The sequence below is a fragment of the Bacillus sp. NH11B genome (assembly GCF_001884205.1).
In the GTDB taxonomy this organism is placed as follows: domain Bacteria; phylum Bacillota; class Bacilli; order Bacillales; family Bacillaceae_G; genus Bacillus_A; species Bacillus_A proteolyticus.
This window is the reverse complement of the sequence record NZ_MAOG01000028.1, coordinates 1-22,199: the sequence shown is the minus strand read 5'-3', so window position 1 is coordinate 22,199 and position 22,199 is coordinate 1. Positions and strand designations below refer to the sequence as shown.

At 36.3% G+C, this 22,199-nt stretch carries 20 protein-coding genes; 6 read left to right on the top strand and 14 right to left on the bottom strand.

From position 1 onward, the window contains the following. Nucleotides 1–158 precede the first annotated feature (158 nt). Entirely contained in the window at nucleotides 159–794 is a 636-nt protein-coding gene (locus BAU27_RS06625; RefSeq protein WP_071770433.1) for an SdpI family protein, read from the bottom strand. Next, the gene (locus tag BAU27_RS06620) at nucleotides 791–1,063 is read right to left on the bottom strand and encodes an autorepressor SdpR family transcription factor (protein ID WP_071770432.1); all 273 of its coding nucleotides are present in this window, start codon (nucleotides 1,061–1,063) and stop codon (nucleotides 791–793) included. The genes BAU27_RS06625 and BAU27_RS06620 overlap by 4 nt, the downstream gene beginning before the upstream one ends. A 208-nt stretch (nucleotides 1,064–1,271) precedes the next feature. On the opposite strand from BAU27_RS06620, the gene BAU27_RS06615 reads away from it, so the two are divergent. The 6 genes from BAU27_RS06615 to BAU27_RS06590 all read left to right on the top strand — a co-directional run bounded on the left by BAU27_RS06615 (nucleotide 1,272) and on the right by BAU27_RS06590 (nucleotide 9,840). Beyond that, nucleotides 1,272–1,967 (top strand): response regulator transcription factor, encoded by a 696-nt coding sequence (locus BAU27_RS06615; protein ID WP_071770431.1) that lies wholly within the window; start codon nucleotides 1,272–1,274, stop codon nucleotides 1,965–1,967. A gap of 2 nt (nucleotides 1,968–1,969) precedes the next feature. Then, nucleotides 1,970–2,992, top strand: coding sequence for a sensor histidine kinase (locus tag BAU27_RS06610; protein WP_071770430.1), 1,023 nt, complete (start codon nucleotides 1,970–1,972; stop codon nucleotides 2,990–2,992). A gap of 94 nt (nucleotides 2,993–3,086) precedes the next feature. After that, on the top strand, nucleotides 3,087–5,057 hold the full coding sequence (locus BAU27_RS06605) for an FtsX-like permease family protein (protein ID WP_071770429.1): 1,971 nt from the start codon (nucleotides 3,087–3,089) through the stop codon (nucleotides 5,055–5,057). A 79-nt stretch (nucleotides 5,058–5,136) separates the two neighbouring features. Further along, nucleotides 5,137–7,092 (top strand): FtsX-like permease family protein, encoded by a 1,956-nt coding sequence (locus BAU27_RS06600; protein WP_071770428.1) that lies wholly within the window; start codon nucleotides 5,137–5,139, stop codon nucleotides 7,090–7,092. A 19-nt stretch (nucleotides 7,093–7,111) separates the two neighbouring features. Continuing rightward, nucleotides 7,112–7,864, top strand: a complete 753-nt coding sequence (locus tag BAU27_RS06595) for an ABC transporter ATP-binding protein (protein WP_000393250.1) — start codon at nucleotides 7,112–7,114, stop codon at nucleotides 7,862–7,864. Then, nucleotides 7,861–9,840, top strand: coding sequence for an FtsX-like permease family protein (locus BAU27_RS06590; RefSeq protein WP_071770427.1), 1,980 nt, complete (start codon nucleotides 7,861–7,863; stop codon nucleotides 9,838–9,840). The genes BAU27_RS06595 and BAU27_RS06590 overlap by 4 nt, the downstream gene beginning before the upstream one ends. Before the next feature lie 53 nt (nucleotides 9,841–9,893). Here BAU27_RS06590 and BAU27_RS06585 read toward each other — a convergent pair whose 3' ends face one another. From BAU27_RS06585 to BAU27_RS06530, 12 genes are all read right to left on the bottom strand, one after another. Beyond that, nucleotides 9,894–10,085: a YjcZ family sporulation protein gene (locus BAU27_RS06585; protein WP_001290387.1), complete on the bottom strand. Its 192-nt coding sequence runs from the start codon at nucleotides 10,083–10,085 to the stop codon at nucleotides 9,894–9,896. 179 nt (nucleotides 10,086–10,264) lie between these two features. After that, entirely contained in the window at nucleotides 10,265–11,590 is a 1,326-nt protein-coding gene (gene gntP / locus BAU27_RS06580) for a gluconate permease GntP (protein ID WP_071770426.1), read from the bottom strand. Between the two features lie 65 nt (nucleotides 11,591–11,655). Then, entirely contained in the window at nucleotides 11,656–12,381 is a 726-nt protein-coding gene (locus BAU27_RS06575) for a GntR family transcriptional regulator (RefSeq protein ID WP_071770425.1), read from the bottom strand. Next, nucleotides 12,381–13,397, bottom strand: coding sequence for a sugar kinase (locus tag BAU27_RS06570; protein WP_071770424.1), 1,017 nt, complete (start codon nucleotides 13,395–13,397; stop codon nucleotides 12,381–12,383). The genes BAU27_RS06575 and BAU27_RS06570 overlap by 1 nt, the downstream gene beginning before the upstream one ends. Continuing rightward, complete coding sequence (gene dagF, locus BAU27_RS06565; RefSeq protein WP_000181936.1) at nucleotides 13,390–14,145, bottom strand: 2-dehydro-3-deoxy-phosphogluconate aldolase; 756 nt, start codon at nucleotides 14,143–14,145, stop codon at nucleotides 13,390–13,392. Before dagF ends, BAU27_RS06570 begins: the two co-directional genes overlap by 8 nt. A gap of 1 nt (nucleotide 14,146) precedes the next feature. After that, entirely contained in the window at nucleotides 14,147–15,250 is a 1,104-nt protein-coding gene (locus BAU27_RS06560) for a DgaE family pyridoxal phosphate-dependent ammonia lyase (protein ID WP_071770423.1), read from the bottom strand. After that, complete coding sequence (locus BAU27_RS06555) at nucleotides 15,228–16,328, bottom strand: amidohydrolase/deacetylase family metallohydrolase (protein WP_071770422.1); 1,101 nt, start codon at nucleotides 16,326–16,328, stop codon at nucleotides 15,228–15,230. Before BAU27_RS06555 ends, BAU27_RS06560 begins: the two co-directional genes overlap by 23 nt. 233 nt (nucleotides 16,329–16,561) lie before the next feature. Next, a complete protein-coding gene (locus BAU27_RS06550; protein WP_071744355.1) occupies nucleotides 16,562–17,422 on the bottom strand; it encodes a M15 family metallopeptidase in 861 nt (286 codons plus the stop codon). Between the two features lie 82 nt (nucleotides 17,423–17,504). Continuing rightward, nucleotides 17,505–18,611 (bottom strand): HAMP domain-containing sensor histidine kinase, encoded by a 1,107-nt coding sequence (locus BAU27_RS06545; RefSeq protein ID WP_071744354.1) that lies wholly within the window; start codon nucleotides 18,609–18,611, stop codon nucleotides 17,505–17,507. Continuing rightward, entirely contained in the window at nucleotides 18,604–19,302 is a 699-nt protein-coding gene (locus BAU27_RS06540) for a response regulator transcription factor (RefSeq protein WP_071744353.1), read from the bottom strand. The genes BAU27_RS06545 and BAU27_RS06540 overlap by 8 nt, the downstream gene beginning before the upstream one ends. A gap of 232 nt (nucleotides 19,303–19,534) precedes the next feature. Further along, nucleotides 19,535–20,641 (bottom strand): o-succinylbenzoate synthase, encoded by a 1,107-nt coding sequence (gene menC / locus BAU27_RS06535; protein ID WP_071770421.1) that lies wholly within the window; start codon nucleotides 20,639–20,641, stop codon nucleotides 19,535–19,537. Then, nucleotides 20,642–22,087, bottom strand: coding sequence for an o-succinylbenzoate--CoA ligase (locus BAU27_RS06530; RefSeq protein WP_071770420.1), 1,446 nt, complete (start codon nucleotides 22,085–22,087; stop codon nucleotides 20,642–20,644). It abuts the gene before it with no gap. Between the last annotated feature and the right edge of the window lie 112 nt (nucleotides 22,088–22,199).

The window sequence follows — 22,199 nt, the reverse complement described above, 5'->3', positions numbered from 1 at the left end:
ATTTCCCCCAAACCATCTTTTTTAACTGAATTTTCAGATCTAAAAGTAAAAAATTTACTCAGCGAGCCTTTTCGTTATCCCCACTGAGTATTAGAACCCCTCAACACATAGAAACTATAAATATAAAATTTAACTAGTACCGTTCAATCCCTTATTACTCACAATTGCATTTCTTTTTTATATAAAACGTAAGAATATAAATTCGTTATGATGACAGCAACTACTATAATCCCGAGCATCATATAAGATCTCCAATCAGCCGGAGCGAAAACACTTATAATCATAATCAGTCCTAAAGCTACAAATACTTTCCCGCTAAATCGATGTGTCTTTCTCCATACTTCTTCATTACTCAATGTCCAAGGATTACGCATCCCAACGAAAAAGTTAGGTTTACACTGTGGTAAATAATTACCCATCACTACAAATAAAACACCAACTAATAATTCTGGAACTCGATTAATGAATAAATTATATCCTAGTCCACTTGTAATAATATCTATATTTCCTACAAATAGTAGCAAGAGTATCCCGTTATTCATCATCATAAAAGCTTTAGAAAATTTCTCGTAATTTGCTTTTCTTGGATCAATCTTTGGTATCACATTTAGAAATACATATAACGCAATCATAATTCCAACCATAGAAATCATTCCGTAAAGTTTAGAAGAATAACCATCTACCTTACCGCCACTCCAATGTGTCGCGATTGTATCCGGCAAATGTGGCCAAGCAAACGCCCATGCGATACAGGTTATAAGAATTAATATAATTGCAAAAAGATGCTTTCTCATTTCCCTTCATCCCCCTTATTCGTAAACGTAAACACCCAGGTCAATAAATCTTGAAAGACAGTTGTGTTTAAAGAGTACATAACGAATTGCCCTCTTTTTTCATCTTGGATAAGTTCAGCATTTTTAAGCGCATTTAAGTGGTGTGAAATACTTGGCTTTGTCATATTGAACTGTTCAGCAATTTCGCCAGCTGTTAAATCGCCTTCTTTTAATAAATCTAAAATTTTTCGCCTTGTTGGATCTGCTAATGCTTTGAATGCTTGATTCAATGTCTTTCTTCCTTTCACTAATTAGACATTTAGATATTTATCTAAATATTAAATCGAAAACCGCCAATTGTCAATTATATCCATAGCCCTTTTTACTTTTTCCACTTTTGACCTATACTGTTTACTAGCTTATATTTCAACATAATGAAAAGACTTGAAACACATGATACACTATAGCTACAATTGTTTTTTTAGGAGGAATATACATATGTATAAAATTTTAATCGTTGAAGACGATCCAAATATTTCATCATTACTGCAATCTCACATTCAAAAATACGGTTACGACGCTGTTGTTACTGAAAACTTTGATGATATTATGGAATCGTTTAACGCAGTGAAACCACATCTTGTTTTACTTGATGTAAACTTACCGAAATTCGATGGTTTCTACTGGTGCCGTCAAATTCGTCATGAATCTACTTGTCCGATTATTTTCATTTCGGCACGTGCTGGTGAAATGGAACAAATTATGGCGATTGAAAGTGGCGCGGATGATTACATTACGAAACCGTTCCACTATGACGTTGTAATGGCGAAAATTAAAGGTCAATTACGCCGTATTTACGGTGATTATGCCCCAAATATTTCTGAACGTATCGTTGATGTAGAAGGACTAAAATTATTCCCGGAACGCCCAGAAATTCATTTTGGATCTGAGCAAGTTCTTTTAACGAAGAAAGAAGCTATTTTAGCAGAAATGCTATTATCTAAATTCCCTCGTACAGCAAGCCGTGAAGATTTATTAGCTGCCCTTTGGGACGATGAGAGCTTCGTTGAAGAAAATACATTAAACGTAAACATTACGCGTCTTCGTAAAAAGTTTAATGAGCTTGGTATTGAGAACTCTATTGAAACAGTACGTGGACTTGGGTATCGTTTTAACGCAACTTGGAGTGAATAAGCATGAAGCTATTTTTACGTGATCATTTTGCATTTTTTCTACTATATGTATTAAACTTCGGTATCATTTTCGTTCTTTATGATGCAGTAGATGGATTTCAAAATAATAAATTTTACTTCATCGTTTTAAGTTTATATTTATTCATTTGTTTCCTCGCTTATCGTTACGTTCGAAATCGTAGAATGTACCATAGATTAAGTGAGCAACCAGAGAAAATGGAAGATGCGTTTATTGAAAGAGCAACTGCTCCGATGCCTCACGGTGTAAATGAACTCGTGCGTACGCAGTACCGTCTCTTCCAAAAAGAACTACAATCATATGAAGTAAAACAACAAGAACATCAATTATTCATTAACCATTGGGTGCATCAAATGAAGACACCTGTTTCCGTCATGCAACTTATGGTGCTCGAAATGGAAGATGAACATTTAATTCCAAAGTTTAAACAGGAATTAGATCGTCTGAACCAAGGGCTTGATATGGCTTTATACATGGCAAGATTAAATAACTTCCATGAAGACTTCCATGTCGAGACGATTTCATTAAAAGATACTGTAACAAAAAATATTAACGGCCTAAAAGAACTATTCATCCGTAATGGCGTCTTCCCTGTTTTAGAAGTTCATTCTGATTTAAAAGTTACTTCTGATGCGAAATGGTTAAAATTCATTATTTATCAGTTAATGACAAATGCTGTTCGTTACTCTGGTGAGCGCGGAAAGAAAGTGTTCTTATCTGCTTATCGAAACGGAAAAGATATTATTTTAGAAGTTCGTGATGAAGGCGTAGGTATTCCGCAAGAAGATATTCGAAGAGTATTTGAACCATTTTACACTGGAAAAAATGGTCGTACATTCGGAGAGTCTACTGGTATGGGACTTTATATTGTAAGTAAAATTTGCGATTATTTAGGTCACTCTGTCAAACTAGATTCTGAAGTTGGTAAAGGAACGACGATTAAAATCATCTTCCACAACGCTGCAAATAATCAAGCAGAAAATACAGAGAAGGTGACCGAAGCATGATCGTAACATATGCTAGCAAAATGTATGAGAACTTACTCTCATACATTTTTTGCAATAAAACTACATATTGGCCTTCTAACGGGAGGCACATATTATGACATTTTGGCAATTTGCATTTAAAAATGTAACGCGCAACTCGAGAGCTTATTTTGCCTACTTTTTAAGTAGTGCCTTTTCAATTGCTGTTTTCTTTTCGTTTGCCGTTTATTTATTCCATCCGAAATTTCAAAATTTCAGTATGATCTCTGAAATTTCAGGATTAATGATTTTTTCAGAAGTTGTTATTGTATTGTTCTCTTTCTTCTTTTTACTATATTCAATTGGGTCGTTTTTAAAAGTTCGAAAAAAACAATTTGGGATTTTAACCATTTTAGGTATATCGAAAAAGCAATTACATCGTCTCGTTTTTACGGAAAATATGTTAATTGGTATTTTATCGATCTTTTTCGGCATGCAGTTTGGACTTGTCTTTTCGCAGTTTTTCTTATTAGTAACAGCGAAAATTACACATCTACCAGGGATATATTTATATCCCCCTACGAATGCTTTCATTTTAACAACGATTGTGTTTCTTGGTCTCTTTATCGCTGTATCTTCATTTACACCCATGCTAATTCGTACGAAAAAGACGGTAAACCTATTAAAAACTAATAGTGGGAAACAAAAGGAAAGAAAACCATCCATATTTATCTCTCTATTTGGTGTTATCTGTTTATTAGGTGGTTATATTTTAGCTGCAAACCCTAAATATTTCTTCTCAATAAACACGCAAGTAGGCGTTATCTATATGGTTTCAAGTGTTTTTGTGATTCCAACACTTGTTACAATTGGGACATATTTTTTCTTTTCTCAAATTAGTTTCTTACTTATTTATATTTTAAAGAAAAGAAGAAAGTTTTATATGAAACGAATTAATATGCTTTGGATTTCGGATTTAGTAAGTCGTATTCGAACGAATATCAATATGCTTTTTATTGTAGCGATGCTTTCTACAATTGCTTTCACAATGATTACGTTCCTATATGGATTCGGAAAGTTTACAAAGCTAGATGTTACGAGAAGTTCACCTTTTCCATTTTCTTATTTTTCATATGACGCAAACCCTTTTACTAACGAGCATTTAACTTGGCTTGAGCAGCAGTTACAAAAAGAAAATTTCTCTTATAAAAAGATCAAAGCTGATTTATATGAAACACCACTGAAAGAAGATGAAGGTATAACGACTTACAATGACATCTATGCAATGAAACAAAGTGACTATAATAAACTCGCAGCTGCCCTGCGAATGAAACAACTATTCATGAGCGATAACGAAGCATATGTCTTAAGCGATGGCGCTTATTTCACCTTATTCAGCCAATTTGAGCCAAGCTTCAATAGAAAATCCATTACACTTTCTAGCACAAATACGATATTACAAGTAAAGGGCTATGAACAAGCAGGGGCCATTCCCTCTAACTTTTCATATCAAACTTTAATTTTACCTGATGTTGTTGTAAACAACTTACCAAGTACAACAAAGCGTGTATCAGCGTACAATTATAACGTACAAAACTGGGAAAAGACGTATGAAATTGCTAATGATTTTATGAAAAAAATACAAAAAGATCGAGAGGCATTCCAATACGAAGGCCCCCTTATACGCTCCTATGAATCAGCAGACTCATTATATAGAATCACATCAGGAAGTGCTGCATACTTCCTAATCGGGACATTCTTAGGTGTCATTTTCTTTATTGGAGCAGGTAGCGTTCTTTATTTCAGAATGTATACGGATTTAACGAACGAACAAGAAAAATATGTAGCAATTTCAAAAATTGGTGTAACAGATGCAGAGATGAAAAAATCTGCAACCATTCAACTTAGCATTTTATTTTTCGTTCCGTACGTTATGGCGTCCATTCATACAATGTTTGCAACAAAAATGCTTCAAGATGTAATTGATTTATCACTATTCAAAGAAATTTCAGCCGTTCTTATTATTTTTGGCGTAGTTGAAGTCATCTTTTTCTTATTCATTCGCTCCTTTTACATGCAAAAGTTATCAGAGTATACGAATGGTTAAGTTTTATAAATACATTAGTACAGGAAAAGGGTATCTCTTATAGCCTTTTCCTCTTCACTCTATTAGGAGGTTTAGGTGAATGACATTTTGGCAGTTTGCCTTTAAAAACGTGACACGAAACGCCAGAGCTTATTTCGCCTATTTTGTAAGCAGTGCGTTCTCCATTGCAATCTTTTTCTCATTTGCAGTTTATTTATTTCATCCTAAACTGCATATGACAGATGTGAATTATTCTCTGAACATATTAATGACAATTTCAGAAGTTGTCATTGTGTTCTTTTCATTTTTCTTTTTACTGTATTCAATCGGGACGTTTTTAAAAGTACGAAAAAAACAGTTCGGGATTTTAACAGTACTTGGCATATCTCAAAAACAATTAAAACGACTCATATTTATAGAAAATATGTTAATTGGTGTTCTTTCTATATTTTTTGGCATTCAACTTGGAGTTGTCTTTTCACAGTTCTTTTTATTAGTTACCGCCAAAATTACACACGTACCTGGTTTATATTTATATGGGCCTACAAGTGCTATCGTTTTAACTATCATCATCTTTCTCGGGCTCTTCATTCTCGTATCATCTTTTACACCGATGCTCATTCGTACGAGAAAAGCCGTACGTCTTTTAAAAGAAGGAACACAACAAAAAGAAAGAAAAGCATCCGTACTCGTCTCTCTATTTGGTGCGGCATGTTTAATAACTGGATATGTATTAGAATCCAATCCATTATATTTTATGTCGTTAGGCGATATAATTGGGCTTGTATATGTCGTCTCTAGTATATTTGTCATTCCATCGCTTATTGCAGCTGGAACATACTTTTTCTTTTCACAAATTAGTTTTTTACTTATTCGTATTTTAAAAATGCGAAGAACGTTTTATATGAAACGAATTAATATGCTTTGGATCTCTGATCTAGCATCGCGCATTCGTACAAATATTAATATGCTCTTTATAGTAGCGATGCTATCGACGCTCGCTTTTACAATGATTACATTCTTATATGGATTCGGAAAGTTTACAAAGTTTGATGAAATTAGGGAAAATCCTTTCCCGTTTACGTATTTATCACATACTGAAAATACATTAGCTGATGAACATTTAAACTGGTTAGAGCAGAAATTTAATGAAGAGCACTTTACTTATACAAAATTTAAAACGGATATATATGAAGTATCTTCAGCTGAAGATAACACGCAGCTCTATTACGCAATTAAACAAAGTGACTATAATGTACTTGCTAAGGCATTAAATTGGGAAAAACTCACGGTGAATAAGAATGAATCTTATGTCCTAATTAAAGATTTAGATGCTCAAGTCGTTGGAACACTACATGATAGAGAAAAGAAAAGTACTCTTACACTTGCTCAAAATTCTTTACATTTGCAAGTAAAAGAATATAAAAGTTATAATCCATTTCCAAATAGTTTAATACGAAAGTTGCTCATTTTATCTGATAAAAATGTAGAAGCCTTATCAACCGTTTCCAAACAAATGAGTGTATATAACTTCAAAGTTACAGATTGGGAAAAAGCACATAATATCGGTTCATCGTTTATAACAAAAATCGATAACGACAATGCAGCAATTCAAGCAGAGCATCCACCGTTCCATGCAAGTGAAGCGAGCCATTCTCTATACACAACAAAACTAAATGTCGCCTCATTCTTCTTAATTGGTACTTTCTTAGGTGTTATTTTCTTTATCGGTGCTGGCAGTGTTCTTTATTTCCGAATGTATACAGATTTAACAAATGAGCAAGAAAAATATATAACGATTACGAAAATTGGCTTAACTGAAACTGAAATGAAACGTTCAGCGACAATTCAGCTTGCCATCTTATTCTTCGTGCCTTACATTATGGCATCTATCCATACGATGTTTGCGACAAAGATGCTACAAGAAGTTTTACATCTCTCGTTCTTCGCTGAGATTACAGTCGTACTGTTGATTTTTGGAACAGTTGAAATTTTATTTTTCCTTTTAATTCGTTCCTTTTATATGCAAAAATTATCACAACATATTAAGTTTTAAAAATAGAAAGGTGATTATTATGGAAGAAGTATTACACATAAAAAACGTCTCAAAGGTGTATGAGGGGAAAGTCCCCCATACCGCTTTAAAAAATATAAATTTACACGTAGATAAAGGTGAATTCGTTGCGATCATGGGGCCGTCCGGTAGCGGTAAATCTACATTTTTAAACGTTATTTCTACAATTGATTCTCCCACTTCTGGTGATGTCGTTATTAACGGAAAAAAACCGCACACATTTCGTAGAGAAAAGTTAGCTATTTTCCGCCGCCAAGAGTTAGGATTTGTTTTCCAAAACTTTAACCTACTAGATACACTGACAATCGGTGAAAATATCGTACTACCTTTAACGTTAGATAATGTTCCATTAAAAGAAATGGACGAAAAGCTTGATAACATTTCAAAAAAGCTTGGAATTGATCACATTTTGGACAAGCGTATTTTTGAAGTTTCTGGAGGACAAGCACAGCGTACCGCAGTAGCACGTGCTGTTATTCATCATCCTTCACTTCTACTTGCCGATGAACCAACAGGAAACTTAGATTCAAAAGCGGCAATTGATGTAATGGAGCTATTTACGAAATTGAACAAAGAAGAGGATGCAACAATTTTAATGGTTACCCACGATCCGTTTGCAGCAAGTTATTGTAACCGTGTTATTTTCATTAAAGATGGCGAACTTTACAATGAACTGCACCGCGGATTGTACCGTGAAAAATTCTATCAAGAAATATTAGATGTTCTAGCATTACTAGGAGGAAGACGTGGATGACATTTTGGCAATTTGCATTTAAAAATGTCTCGCGTAATTCGAAAGCATATTTCGCTTACTTTGTAAGTAGTGCGTTTTCTATTATGGTTTTCTTTTCATTTACTGTATACGCGTATCATCCGCGGTTACAAATTATGAATAAATTGCAGGAACAAGATCCTCTCATGAACTTAGCTGGCATGGCACAGTTTGTTATCGTTTTGTTCTCGTTTTTCTTTCTCTTATATTCTATCGGGACATTTTTAAATGTACGGAAACAGCAATTTGGTGTTTTAACTGTTCTCGGTATATCTCAAAAACAATTAAAACGTCTTTTGTTTACTGAAAATATGATCATTGGAGTACTCGCTATCTTTGCAGGTATTCAAGGCGGGCTTGTGTTTTCTAACTTTTTCTTACTCGTTACTTCTAAATTAACAAATGCTAACGGCCTCTATTTATATTGGCCAACAGAAGCTATTATCGTTACAACGGTAACGTTTATCATTTTATTTTTCATCGTTTCTACGTTTACACCGATGTTCATTCGCACTCGGAAAACAACACAGCACATTAAGGGGACAAAAAAAGGAGACAAAGAAAAGAAACCATCTATACTTATTTCGATATTCGCTTTAATTTGCTTAACATTATGTTATTATATCGCCGGTTATCCGCAAGGCTACGTAACAGAAAAAAATGCACAAAATGGATCGGTATACCTTATCATGTTATCTATTTTGCCACTCGTAATAGTCGGAACATATTTATTCTTTTCACAGACGTTTCTCCTCTTTATCTTTATCTTAAAAAAACGGAGAAAGTTTTATATGAAACAAATAAACATGTTATGGATTTCAGATTTAGCTAGCCGTACACGTAGTAATATTAATGTGCTCTTTATCGTTTCTATGTTGTCAGCACTTGCATTTACAATTATTACTGGGTTATTTGCTGCTAATAATAATACGAAAGCATCGACATTAGAACGATATCCTTTCCCCTTCACATATACGTCCGAGGGTGAAAATCCATTTGAACAAAAGCACACTGCTACAATTGAAACGGAGCTTACAAATGCTAATTTTCAATACAATAAGCATAAGACTACAATGTTGAAAGATACAGCTTTAAAAGAAGACGTTACTCTTATGAAAATGAGTGACTATAACACACTTGCGAAACAATTAAAGAGGCCGGAAATAACTCTTGATGCTACACAAGTTTATATTATTTCTCGGTACTCGCCAGAACTCTTAAATCTTGTATCAAATCCATTTGCAAAACAAAATACAGTTACACTCGGATCAAACAAAAAGGAATTTCATATTAAAGGATTTATTAATAAAGGAATCGAACCAGCCTTTGCATTCCCACATATAATTGTTGTACAAGATTATGTATTTGATAATATGATTCCTCATATTGAAACGACTATAGTGTATAACTACTTCGTTGAGAACTGGGAAGATGCAATTGTTCCGACGAAAAATATTTCAAAACATATTGGGAATGATGCGGATAGCTTCTATGAGGCATATAAAAATATAGAATCGGCTCCTAACACCCCATTTAATATTCATACAGCTACTGATTATCTAAACTATAGTAAAGGAAATTCAATCGCTACTTTCTTTATTTGGACATTTCTTGGCTTTATGTTCTTTATCGGGGCAGCTAGTGTTTTATACTTCCGTATGTATAATGACTTAACAATTGAAAAACAAAAGTACATTACGATTACAAAGCTTGGATTAACTGAGTCAGAAATGTTTCGCTCCGCAACGATTCAATTAGGAATCTTATTTTTCATTCCTTATATCGTTGCTGGTATTCATACAATATTTGCAATTCAGTTTTTACAAAACATGTTTTCTTTCTCTTTATTAAAAGAATTAGTGATTATACTTACTTTGTTCGGGATTATCGAGATTATTTTCTTCTTCTTAATCCGTTCTCTTTACATCAATAAATTATCACAGCATATTAGAACATGAATAAAATGGCCTTGTGCGTATTGCACAAGGCCATTTTCAATAGTTTTTAATAATTAGCAGCAGTATCCACCATAGCCGCCGCCATATCCACCATAACCGCCGTAACCACAACCACCGCCACCGCCGAAGCAGCTAGCACCGATAATGATTAATAAAATAAACAATACGATTAGAAGCGCAAAACCGCCTCCGCACCCACGTCTGCGGTCGCAATCATCATGTCTGTGTTCACACTTTTCGCTCATTACTCTATTCCTCCTTTAGTATCATTCATAACAAGTTCCTCTTGCTCTAAATGAGGGGATTCCATTTATATTATGTTTTCAGGGCAAATCGGAAGCTTGGCCTACCTAAAAACGGGCTTGTTTCATGAAAAGAGCCCCAACACAAAAAGAGGATACCTTTAAATAGGCACCCCCTTCTTTTAAACAAACATATTAAGTAAAAGCGCAAAACCGAATGCAATAAATGATAACAATGTCTCGAGTACCGTCCACGTTTTAAACGTTTCTTTTACTGTCAAACCTAAATACTCTTTTACAAGCCAGAACCCTGCATCATTTACGTGAGAAAACATTAATGAACCTGCGCCCGTTGCAATAACCAGCAACTCTAAATTCACACCAGACATGTGCTGAATAACCGGTGAAACAATTCCTGCTGCTGTCGTTAATGCTACTGTAGCTGAACCTGTTGCAATTCGGATTAACCCCGCTACCATGAACGCTAAGACGATTGGTGATAATGAAATATGTTCTGCCATTTGAGCGATGGCTGTTCCAACACCACTTTCAATTAATATTTGCTTAAATCCACCACCTGCACCGATAATTAAAATAATTGAACCGACTGGTAATAAACTTTCATCTGTTAATTTTTTTATCATCTTTTTATTAATTCCTTGTTTTATGCCAAGCAAATAAAATGCTGCGAAACATGATATTAGTAAAGCGATTACTGGGCTTCCAATAAAGATTAAAAATTCCGTCATTTTTTTCGGTAATGAAATATATGGTGCGACTACCGATAAAATCATTAAGACTACTGGTAATAAAATGATAAAGAATGAAACTTTACGACTTGGCAAATCAGTAGATACTGTTGTAACACGAACAAGTTCTGGTTCATTTTCAGGTATAACTCGCTTATGTACCCACTTTGCAAATACAGGCCCTGCAATAATTGCTGTTGGTAATGCGATAATTAATGAATACAATAGTACCTTTCCTAAGTTCGCATTATAAATACCAATTGCTGTCATCGCACCTGGATGCGGAGGCACTAGCCCATGTACAATCGATAATCCCGCAATAACAGGTAACGCAATTAACAATATATTTTGCTTTGTTGTTTTTCTAATGGAGATAACGAGCGGTAATAGGATGACGATCCCTACTTCAAAAAACACTGGAATCCCGATTACAAATCCAGCAAATAACATCGCCCAAGGTAATTTTTTCACCCCGAAGAATCGAATGAAGAAATCTGCTACTTGCATGCCAGCCCCTGAATCAGACATCATTTTACCCAAAATCGTACCGAGAGCTAAAATACCGACTAAATGCCCTAGTACACTTCCAACACCAGTTTCATAGGCAGTAACAATTTTGGTCAAGTTCAATCCAGACATAATAGCTAAAAATAGACTAGCAACCGTTAAACTAATAAACGCATGCCATTTCCACCACGATACTCCTAAAATAACAATTGCGATTGCAATTAACGTGACGATTAATAAGTATATATCCATATCCCATTCCCCTTCGATATGAAAATTTTTTACAAAAAAAGAGGGAATTAGTCCCTCTTCATTTTTTACACATCATAATTAACTACATAATGCTGCATTTCCGTATTGTAGTAGCCTTCACTATATTCAATTACTTCGCCTACTTCATCGTAAGAATAACGCATACGTTTTAATAATGCTGTCTTTTCTTTTTCCCCTAACGCTTCCGCAACGAAACTAGGTGCAGCCCCAACAGCAAATTCATCTCTGAAATTTTCTAAATGTATCCCTTGTTCCTCGACTAGATCGTAAAGCGATTGTAAATCAAAGTCCGATAAGTCTGTACTTGCCATGCGCGCTGAAAAATAGTGCGTATAATGAATATACGGAGCATCATTTAAAGAGTATAGACGCTCGATTCTGAAACTCTCTTTGCCAAATAAACGAAATGGCACTGTCCCTTCTTCATTATGGACTACTTCTGCCTTTAGCAATTTCTTTTGTACTTTATAGCCTTCTTCCACTAACACTTCTGTAAATTTTTTACCTTTTGAAAGTTTTGTCGCAGAAGTATTACGAATGACTTTCGTTCCTTTACCACTTTTCTTTTCTAAATATCCTTCTTGAGCTAGTTCTTTAATTGCGTTTCGTACTGTAATTTTACTCACTTTGAACTCTTCTTCTAATTGTGGTTCAGAAGGAATATTCGTATGAATGGCATATACACCATGTAATATTCGATCGCGAATAATATTTTTTATTTGCAAATATAATGGTCCTTTTTTCCTCGTTACGTTCACTGTTACACCCACTACCTTTCTACATCACCTACTGATGCCGTCATTGCCCGAAGTATATCTTTCTCTGATGACATTGGCGTATCACCGACGATTGTATGTGCAAGCATTCCAGCTGCTGACGCAAATGAAACAGCTTTCTCTGGTGCAAACTCTTCTATCTCGCCATGAATAATCCCGCTCGTATAAGCATCTCCAGCACCTATTCTATCATATACAGAAAACGTAAGGGTTTTTGCAAAAGTGAACGCACCATCTTTACATATAAATCCGCGAAGCGAGTGTGTATTATCGCTATTAATAGAGCGATGTGTACCAGCAATTGTAGCGATATAATACGTTTCAGCTACTTTTGGAATAAGATCAACAAGTTGTGCTTCTCGCTCCGTTTCTTCGGTTTTCATTCCTAAAACAAACATCGCATCTTTTTCGTTCATCATAACGATATCAGCAAGACCAAGCATTTCTTCATAGTGCGGTTTCGCCTGTTCATATCCATCTTCTCCCCAAAGTGAGGGACGATAATTGCAATCAAAAACGACAGTGCCTCCGTTTTCTTTAACTGCTTTCCCTAAAGATTTCATATGATGGCGCACAGTATCATTCATCGCAAGTGTAATGCCGCAAAAATGAACGATATCAATTTCCTTTGCGATTTCTTCAAATTGATACATTTCTTCACATGCCGTATTGAAGCTACTTTCTAATCGATTCGAATATGTAACGCGGCTTGCACGTGCGCCGAATCCATTTTCTAAAAAGTACATGCCGACATATTTACCGCCTCTTGAAATAAACGGTGCCTGAATGCCTAACTTTTGAATATATGATACTGCAGCATCCCCAACCGAGTTCTCTGGTAAAGTTGAAATAAGAAAGCCTTCATGCCCGAGATGAGAAAGTGCTGCTGCAACGTTCACACCTGTACCAGAAAATGAGTAATTTAACGTGTTAGCTTGCGACAACAATTCATATCCTGGTACTTGCAGGCGCATCATTACTTCGCCGAATGCCGCGATTTTCTTACGCATATTGATCAACTAACTTCTTCACTACTGCTAATAATTCACGAACATCTTCTGTTTTCGTATTGCCAGTCTCTTTATCAATAATAGAAGAGTACACGTGCGGGATAACTTGCTCTACGTTTGCTTCAAGCGCAATACGTACAATTGTTTCAAAGTTTTCTTTATCAATTCCGCCTGTTGGCTCTAATGCAAATCCTTCTTCCGCACATGCTTTCGCAACTGCACGATATTCTTCTTCATGAGCTAAACCTTTCATTGGGAAGTATTTCAATGAATTTCCGCCCATATCACGTACAAGTGCGATCGCTGTTTTAATTGGAACGATTGCTTTTTCTTCTCCAGCCGCACTAATTGGACCAGTAGAAATATTTACGTACCCTACTTTTCCTGTTGGCGATACTAAACTATTAATCCAGCTATCTTTTCCGCCAAGATTTGCACGTGTCGCTCCAACTGAAGGGAACACTTGGTTAATATGGCTACCAGGATAATGCTTCGCAATTTCAGCTACAACTGCCGCTTGGCGATTATCTCCTGCTCCTAGTCCGATTGATACAGCGTCATCAATTTCTTTTCCGTATGCCTTCATCGCTGTAACTGCTTCTTCTACTGTTGGGTAGTCTTTTGATAACACTCCTACTACTACATAACCTTCTGCTGCTTCAAAAATATCTTTTGCATTTCGGATATTGTTCGCTAACACATTTAATGCTACGCGTCCTTTATAAAAACGTTTTTGAATGTTTGTCATTTTAGTTTCCCCCTACAATTTCTCTCAATTTTTCTTCAATCACATGTATGTCATCACCTTGAAGTGGACGTGGATCAATATCAAAGAATCCTTGTCTTACTCCGTAATCACGTGTGTAAATGGCGATTTCCCCTTCGCGTAATGCATTTACAACGTCTTTTGCTGATTTATTTAACTCATTCTCGTTAATGTGAATACGTGCTCTAAAGATTGCTCTTCCTGCTTCATCTTGCACGATTGTTACATTTACACCGTTTAATTCTTTTAGCGGTATAAGTACTTGTAACAATTCTTTTTCTTGCTGGCTCTTATCTTCTTTTACTCCGTACTCATCAAGTGCTTGAAGTAAGCCGAACGTTGTTTCTTTCCCAACTTTCATACTTCTCCCGATGCAATGTAATTGCACTTTCAGCCACTCAATATATTTTCGTTTCCCGCCAACAATACCAGAAGTAGGCCCTTCAATCGCCTTTGAACCACTATAAATGGCAAGGTCTGAATACTTCACATATTTTTGAATATCTTCTTCAGCTGCCGCATCGACGATAAGTGGGATGTTATTTCGCTGTGCTACTTCCCATGCTTCTTCAACAGAAATCATATTTTTTTGCACTGCGTGATGTGATTTCACATAAAGAATCGCTGCTGTATTTTCACCAATCGCATCTTCAATATGCTCTGCTTTCCCTTCATTTGCATAACCAACTTCAACGAGTTTTCCTCCACCTAAGTAAATCATCGTTTCAACAGGAGCACCGTATTGAACGTTATGACCTTTTAACATAATCACTTCGTTTTTCGCGATGACCTCTTGATGAAGTCTTTCACTTTTACGTCGATTTCCTTCCGTAACGATACCCGCAATAGAAAGTGCAATTCCGCTTGATGCTGAATTCACAACAACTGCCGCCTCTGAATCTAGAATTCTCGCAATATGGTCTCCTGCTTTATCTACTAAATCAGCAATTTCCACATAATTTTGTCCACCATGTTTCATTGCATCCATAACTGTATTTGCCGGAGCGGATACACCTAAAATACTCATTCTACCGCTCGCATTAATCACTCTTTTTAATCCGTACTTAGCATTCAATGAATGACCCATTGATTACAACCCCTTTCGTATCAATCCTTCTTTCAGCAATGCGCTGATCCCCTTCTGAATCAATTAACGTAACCTTCTCATCTTTCACCGTAAATAAAGTTAAATTTGCAATATCTCCTTCTTGAATACGGCCAAGCTCTGGTTTTTTCAGCCACTCTGCCGCATGTTTCGTCACCGCATCAATTACTTCTTTTAGCGGATAACCTAAGTAAAGGAATTTCGAAAGAACGTGAGCCATACTATACACTGGACCGTGTATACGATTCTTCCGGTAAATATCTGTACTAATTGTATTAAAGGCAATATCGTGATGCTTCGCTGCTTCTGCTACTTTAAAAGAAAAACTAGCATTACCGTGACCAACATCTAAATGTACGCCGCGATTCACTGCATCTAGTAACACAGGTAGCGGTTTGCCTTCTTCATCAAATAAATTATTTTCTTTCCCGTTTAAGTAATGTGTAATCACATCATCTTTTTCTAAAAGAGGTACAACTTCCTCTATGCGAGGAGGTGCTGAACCGATATGTACCATAATCGGCAATGATGTTTCACGAGATAAAGAGCGTGCAACATGAAGCGGTTCAATTCCACTATCACAAACGACACTTTTACTCATTCTCGCCTTTAATCCGACGATTATATCTTTATACTTTTCTACTGCTTCTATTACTTTCTCTTTATCTATCCATTCCATATTGGATAGTTCATCAATTCGTTTCAAACCGATGCGAGAAATATTTAAAAAGGCAAATAAATTCGTTTTCGCCTGTTCTCTACTTAATGCTAAATCTGCAATGCGATCAGCTCCGCAGCTACCCGCATCAACAATTGTCGTTACCCCTTGCTTAACGCCAATTTCATCCACCTCATCGCCATACGGATCAAACTCTGGAAAAGCGTGAACGTGTAAATCAATCCAGCCACTCGATACGTAAGTACCAGAGTAATCAAGAACCTTTCCACCCTCGCCAGCACCTGCTTTCGTCACCTGTGCGATTTTATTATTTTCAATTACAATGTCAATCTCTTCCCCGTTCACACGTTTCACATTACGTAGTACGAATCGTTCTGTCATTGTATTTCCACCCTTTTCTATAAGAAGCCATAAGAATACGCTTACATTAATGTTTCATTTTATATCTCTTTCACACGTTTAGCGTAACACAAAAAAAGGGAGAAGTAAATATAACGTTATAATGTTTAATTATAAATAAAAAAGGGCTCCCAAAAATATTGATAGTACGGCAAAGAACGGCAATTCCCTCTTTATATAATAAAAGACTGTCCCACATGGCACAGCCTTTTTCTCTATTCCTGAGCCGTCACAATAACCCCATCCATATTGTTCCCGGAAATTTCATACTGCTTATTTACCGGAACATTCACTTTCATATTCCCCGAAACTTTATAATAAGAAACAGTATATTTCTTACCTTCTACTTCAGTTGAAATCTCTTTTTCCTCTTTTAAAAACTCTAAATATTCCTCTAGTGTAAAATTCTTTTTTTGCATAATTGCGCTATGAGGTAGGCCGACATAACGGATGTGCCATGGCTCATATTGAATTCCAGTAATGTTACTTTTATTTTTCGGATAACGTAAAACAAATCCGTGCTTCCATACATTCTCTTCAATCCATTTTCCTTCAGGCGCTTTCTCCATTTTCTTTTGAGTAGACCCAACGTCCAGTGATAAGCCTAAATTATGCTCACTGTATCCTGCTGGAAGCGCATAATCAGATCCCATTTTTTCATATAGCTGTCTTTGCTCTTGGAAATCTCGATAACCACTACTAATCAAAAAATGGTTAACACTTTCCTTTCCAGCCGCATCGACAACGTTCAAAAACTTTTTCACAACATCCTTTGATAAACGAAGATTTCTATCAAATATTACATAGCCTCTCACTAATTCACTATTATGATTTAAATTTATAATATCAGACCTAATACTATCTTTTTTAACTGGGTAATCTTTGTTAACTAATAATAAATCGCCCTTATAAATTTGTTCCTTCGTAATCTCTTTCCTCTCGGTGTTTGCCGCCTTTACTAGCTCATCTTTCCCGACAATTTTAACGTCGATTTCCTTTTGAAATAATGGTGATATATAAAAGCCTACACAGACTGTACATAATAAAAAAAGAGAAATAAATACCCACTTTTTCATTTCTAGTTCCTCCTTAACGTAACTTACGTATAGAATAGAAAAAACTATTAAAATAAAAAGTGGGGTAAAGTTTAAATTTTTATTAAATTGTTAAATTCTCGTCTTTTGGCAATCGCACTTCAAATATTGTTCTAACTACATTACTTTCAGCCGAAATCTTCCCATCATGTTGTTCAACAATATTTTTCGCAATAAATAGCCCAAGGCCTGTACCACCTTGCTGCTCTGATCTTGCCTTATCACCTGTATAAAACATATCAAAAAGATACGGTAAATCTTCTTCTGGAATGCTATCTCCGTAATTAATAACTTGTACGACAACTTCTTCATTATCGATATACCCATTCAGATCAACAAATTGCCCATCATATCCGTATCGAACGGCATTTGTTAACAAGTTTTCAAATACTCTAGCTAACAATTTTCCATCACCGTTAATCGGTAAATGAGGATCAACATGCAATCTTGCTTCTAAATGATGTTTCTCTAATAGCGGATACAATTCCTCATCTAGCTGTATAAGCAACTCACTTATATCAATCGGCTTTTTATTTAGTTGTAACATGCCATAATTCATACGTGTAATTTCAAATAATTCATCAATTAAGCTTTCAAGCCTTTGCGATTTCGTAAAAGCAATCGTGGAAAAGTGTTTAATTTGTTCCTTCGTCAAATTCTCATCTTTAAGAATTAAATCTAAATATCCTAACACTGATGTTAACGGCGTTCTTAAATCGTGAGCTAAGTTAACAATAAGCTGATCCTTACTACTTTCCGCGAAGTCTCCTCGTTCCACTGCTTCCTTTAATTTCTCACTCGCTACATTAATTTCGCTTGCGATATATCCAAACTCATCATTTGATGAAATGCGCACTTGATTTGTAAAATCTCCGTTCGCCAAATGATGAATCCCGTTTGAAATCTCATCAAAATACTTTAAATACGGTCTAGTAAGGAAGAAGAAAAACATAATGGACAGAGGGATAAAAATAATTAAAAAGAAATTAACGTCCCCAATTTGTCTTACCACGGAACGAAATTGAGCTAAAGGATCTTCATAACGAACGACTAATTTATAATAAATCCTTAATCCTTCATAAATGAAATATGTTACGCCACCGGCTAATATCATACTTAACGCAAATAGCATAACCATCTTCGAGCGAAAACTTCTCATCTTTTTAGCCATTGAAAGTATACCCTACTCCCCACACTGTTTTTATTAACTTATCTTTTCTTTTATCTTCTCCAAGTTTTTTTCGTAAAGTACGGATATGTACCATAACTGTATTTCCACCTTCATAATAATCATCCGCCCATACTTGCTGAAAGATATTTTCCACATTGTACACTTTCTTCGGATGGCTCGCTAATAAATATAAAATATCAAACTCTTTCGGTGTTAATTCAACTTGTTCTCCGTACACATTCACTGTTCTTCGCTCCGGATCAATAACGACTCCGCCTACCTCTAAAGCAGATTTATTCTCCGCTACTTTTGGCTGATTTAACGTAAGAAACCGGCGTAATTGTGCATTTACACGTGCAACTAATTCAATCGGTGTAAAAGGTTTCGTCATATAATCATCTGCACCTAATACAAGACCTGTCACCTTATCAAAATCAGACGTTTTCGCACTTAAGAAAATGATTGGCATATGGTGCTTCGCACGAATTTGGCGCGTCACTTCATAACCATCCATCTTCGGCATCATAATATCTAAAACCACTAAATCGATTGGCTGCGTTTCAATAATATGAATTGCCTCTTCTCCATCAGCTGCTTTCACGACGTGGTAATCTTCTTTTTCTAAATGTATCTCAATTAAATCAGCAATTTCTGCCTCATCATCAGCTATTAAAATTGAAATGCGCTTCATTTTACTCCCCCTTTTATACGCTCGATTGTAAACTAGTCTATCCAATTTGTACAATACGAAAAGGCTACTCGTTAAAGTAACCTTGGTAAATAAAATTATATCAGCGATTTTCCAAATATATCGACCACTACTTGAATTATATCGGCGATTTTTCAATTATATCGACCGTAACTCGAATTATATCAGCGATTATTGAAATATATCGACTTACCGACAATTAACGACAAAATCCCTACCGCTCCAAAACAATCCGCTGTTTCGTAATTTCCGCCAATCTCCCGCGATCCACCTCATACTCAGCATCAATGCTTTGCGGTACAATCACTTTCCCATCTTTAAGCATCACTTCCGGCGAAATAATATCCTTCTCCCAATGTCTACTAGAGGCAGATATATCGCCAGGAATCGTAAAGTTCGGCAATGAAGCAAGCGCAACATTTTGCGCTCGTGAAATCCCCATCTCTACCATACCACCGCACCAAACAGGGATATTATGCTCCATACAATAATTATGAATTTGAACCGATTCTGTTAATCCGCCCACTCGCCCTGGTTTAATGTTAACGATTTGGCAACTGCCAAGTGTAATCGCAACGCGCGCGTCTTCTAAACTATGGATGCTTTCATCTAAACAAATCGGTGTTTCAATTTTCTTTTGCAGTTGTGCATGATCAAGAAAATCGTAATCCGCTAGTGGTTGTTCAATCATCATCAGCCTGAATTCATCTAATCGTTTCAGTTTCTCTGCATCCGCTAATGTATACGCAGAATTCGCATCAGCCATTAACGGGATGTACGGAAACTCTTTACGAATTTCTTTTAATAACTCGTAGTCATGTTCTGGCTTTATTTTCACTTTAAAACGCTCGTATCCTTCTTCCGCGTACTTCTCGATTTGTTTTAACATAATCGGAATCGTATTAATTCCGATTACAACACCGACTTCAATTTCAGACTTAGTTCCGCCAAGTAATGTCGCTAGCGATTTCTTTTGACGCTTCGCATATAAATCCCAAACAGCCCCTTCAATTCCCGCCTTTGCCATTCGGTTTCTTTTTATATGTTGAAATAGACCCGGTACCTCATTCGGATGAGAAATTTCAGCCTTTAATAAATCAGGTAATAAAAAGTCTTGCAGTACATGCAGTGCTGTCCTCACCGTTTCTTCCGTATACCAAGGCTCAGAAAACGCAACGACTTCCCCAAAACCAATGCACCCGTCCGTATCTTCTAATTCAACGACGATACTCTCACGCTTTTCGTAAGTCCCGTAGCTTGCCGCAAACGGGATGACAAGTGGCATTTCCGTTATATAAAGTGTTGCCTTTTTTATCTCCACCTACATCTCCTCCACTAATTGTCTTAACTCTCGTCTTAACAATTTTTTCGAAGCATTTCGTGGTAATTCCTCTAAGAAGCAAGCTTTCTTCGGTACTTTATATTTCGCTAATTTCTCCTCGCAAAAATGCAGAATTTCTTCTTCTGTTACCGCCCCGCTTTTTACAACAAAAGCAGCTGGTACTTGTCCCCATTTATCATCAGTCATACCGACAACACCTGCTTCCGCTACCATCGGATGAGAAAGCAACACTTCTTCAATTTGAGCTGGATATATATTTTCTCCGCCTGAAATGATTAAATCACTGCGGCGATCTAATACGTATAAAAATCCTTCTTCATCTAAATAACCGAGGTCACCAGTATGAAGCCAGCCATTTTGAATTGTCTCGCGCGTCGCATCTTCACGATTAAAATAGCCACCTGTTACGTTCGGTCCTTTTACTACGATTTCGCCTTCCGCAAACGGCGGCACTAAGACGCCATCTTTTTCAATACGGAGTTGGCACTGGAATAAAGGTTTTCCAGCTGATCCTACTTTCGTTAACATGTAATCTGCGGATAACGTACAAATTTGCGACGACGTTTCTGTCATTCCGTACGTTTGATACACAGGAATTCCTTTATCCACACACGTTTCTAATAACGGTTTCGGCGCTGGTCCCCCGCCAAGTAACATGCATCGTAAAGAAGATGGATATGTTCCTTCTCCAAGTCTCTCTAATAAATCTGTTAACATTTTAGAAACGACAGAAATAATCGTAACACCTCTAGTTTGAAGTGCTTCATGAATGAAATTAGCATCATATTTCGGAACGAGTAAAATGCGCATACCATACATAATATTTTTCATTAAAAGAGATAGTCCGCCAACATGGAACATCGGCATACAAGCTAACCAGCAATCATCATCACGAAGCCCTAAATTAAGCGAAGAACCAACCGCACTTGCCCAGTGATTGCCGTACGTTAAAATAACGCCTTTCGGTTTCCCTGTCGTCCCAGACGTATAAATAATTGTCATCGCTTCTTCTAAAGAGAATTCTTCTTGTATAGAGGCTTCTGCCTTTGGCCCATTCATCACTTCAGCGAACGAATAGACAGGAACACCCTTAGCCTCAAAATCTTGATCCGTCACTAAACAAACAACTTCAGCATCATCCATTTGCCAAAGTAGCTCTTCTCTTGAAAGACGCGTATTTAAAAGTACAGCTACTGCACCTACGTAAGATAGGGCGTGAATAACTGAAATCATCTCCATACCATTTTTCATCAGAACAGCCACCTTTTGCCCCTGCTTCACTCTAACATGTGAAAGCTGTTCACAAACAGATACTACTTTTTCATGCAGCTGCATGAAAGTAACTTTCTCTTCCTCTATTTCAATTGCAGTACGATCAGGTGTTAAAAATGCACGTTGCATTAACCAATTCGGCATCGTCTCCATCATTCATTCTCCTTTCATGAAAGAAAGAGACTTGATATGACATCAAGTCTCTTAGTTGTTTTGTTTCCGGTTTGATCTTATCTAGCTGCAGCGGCTAGAATGTTCGGTGGCT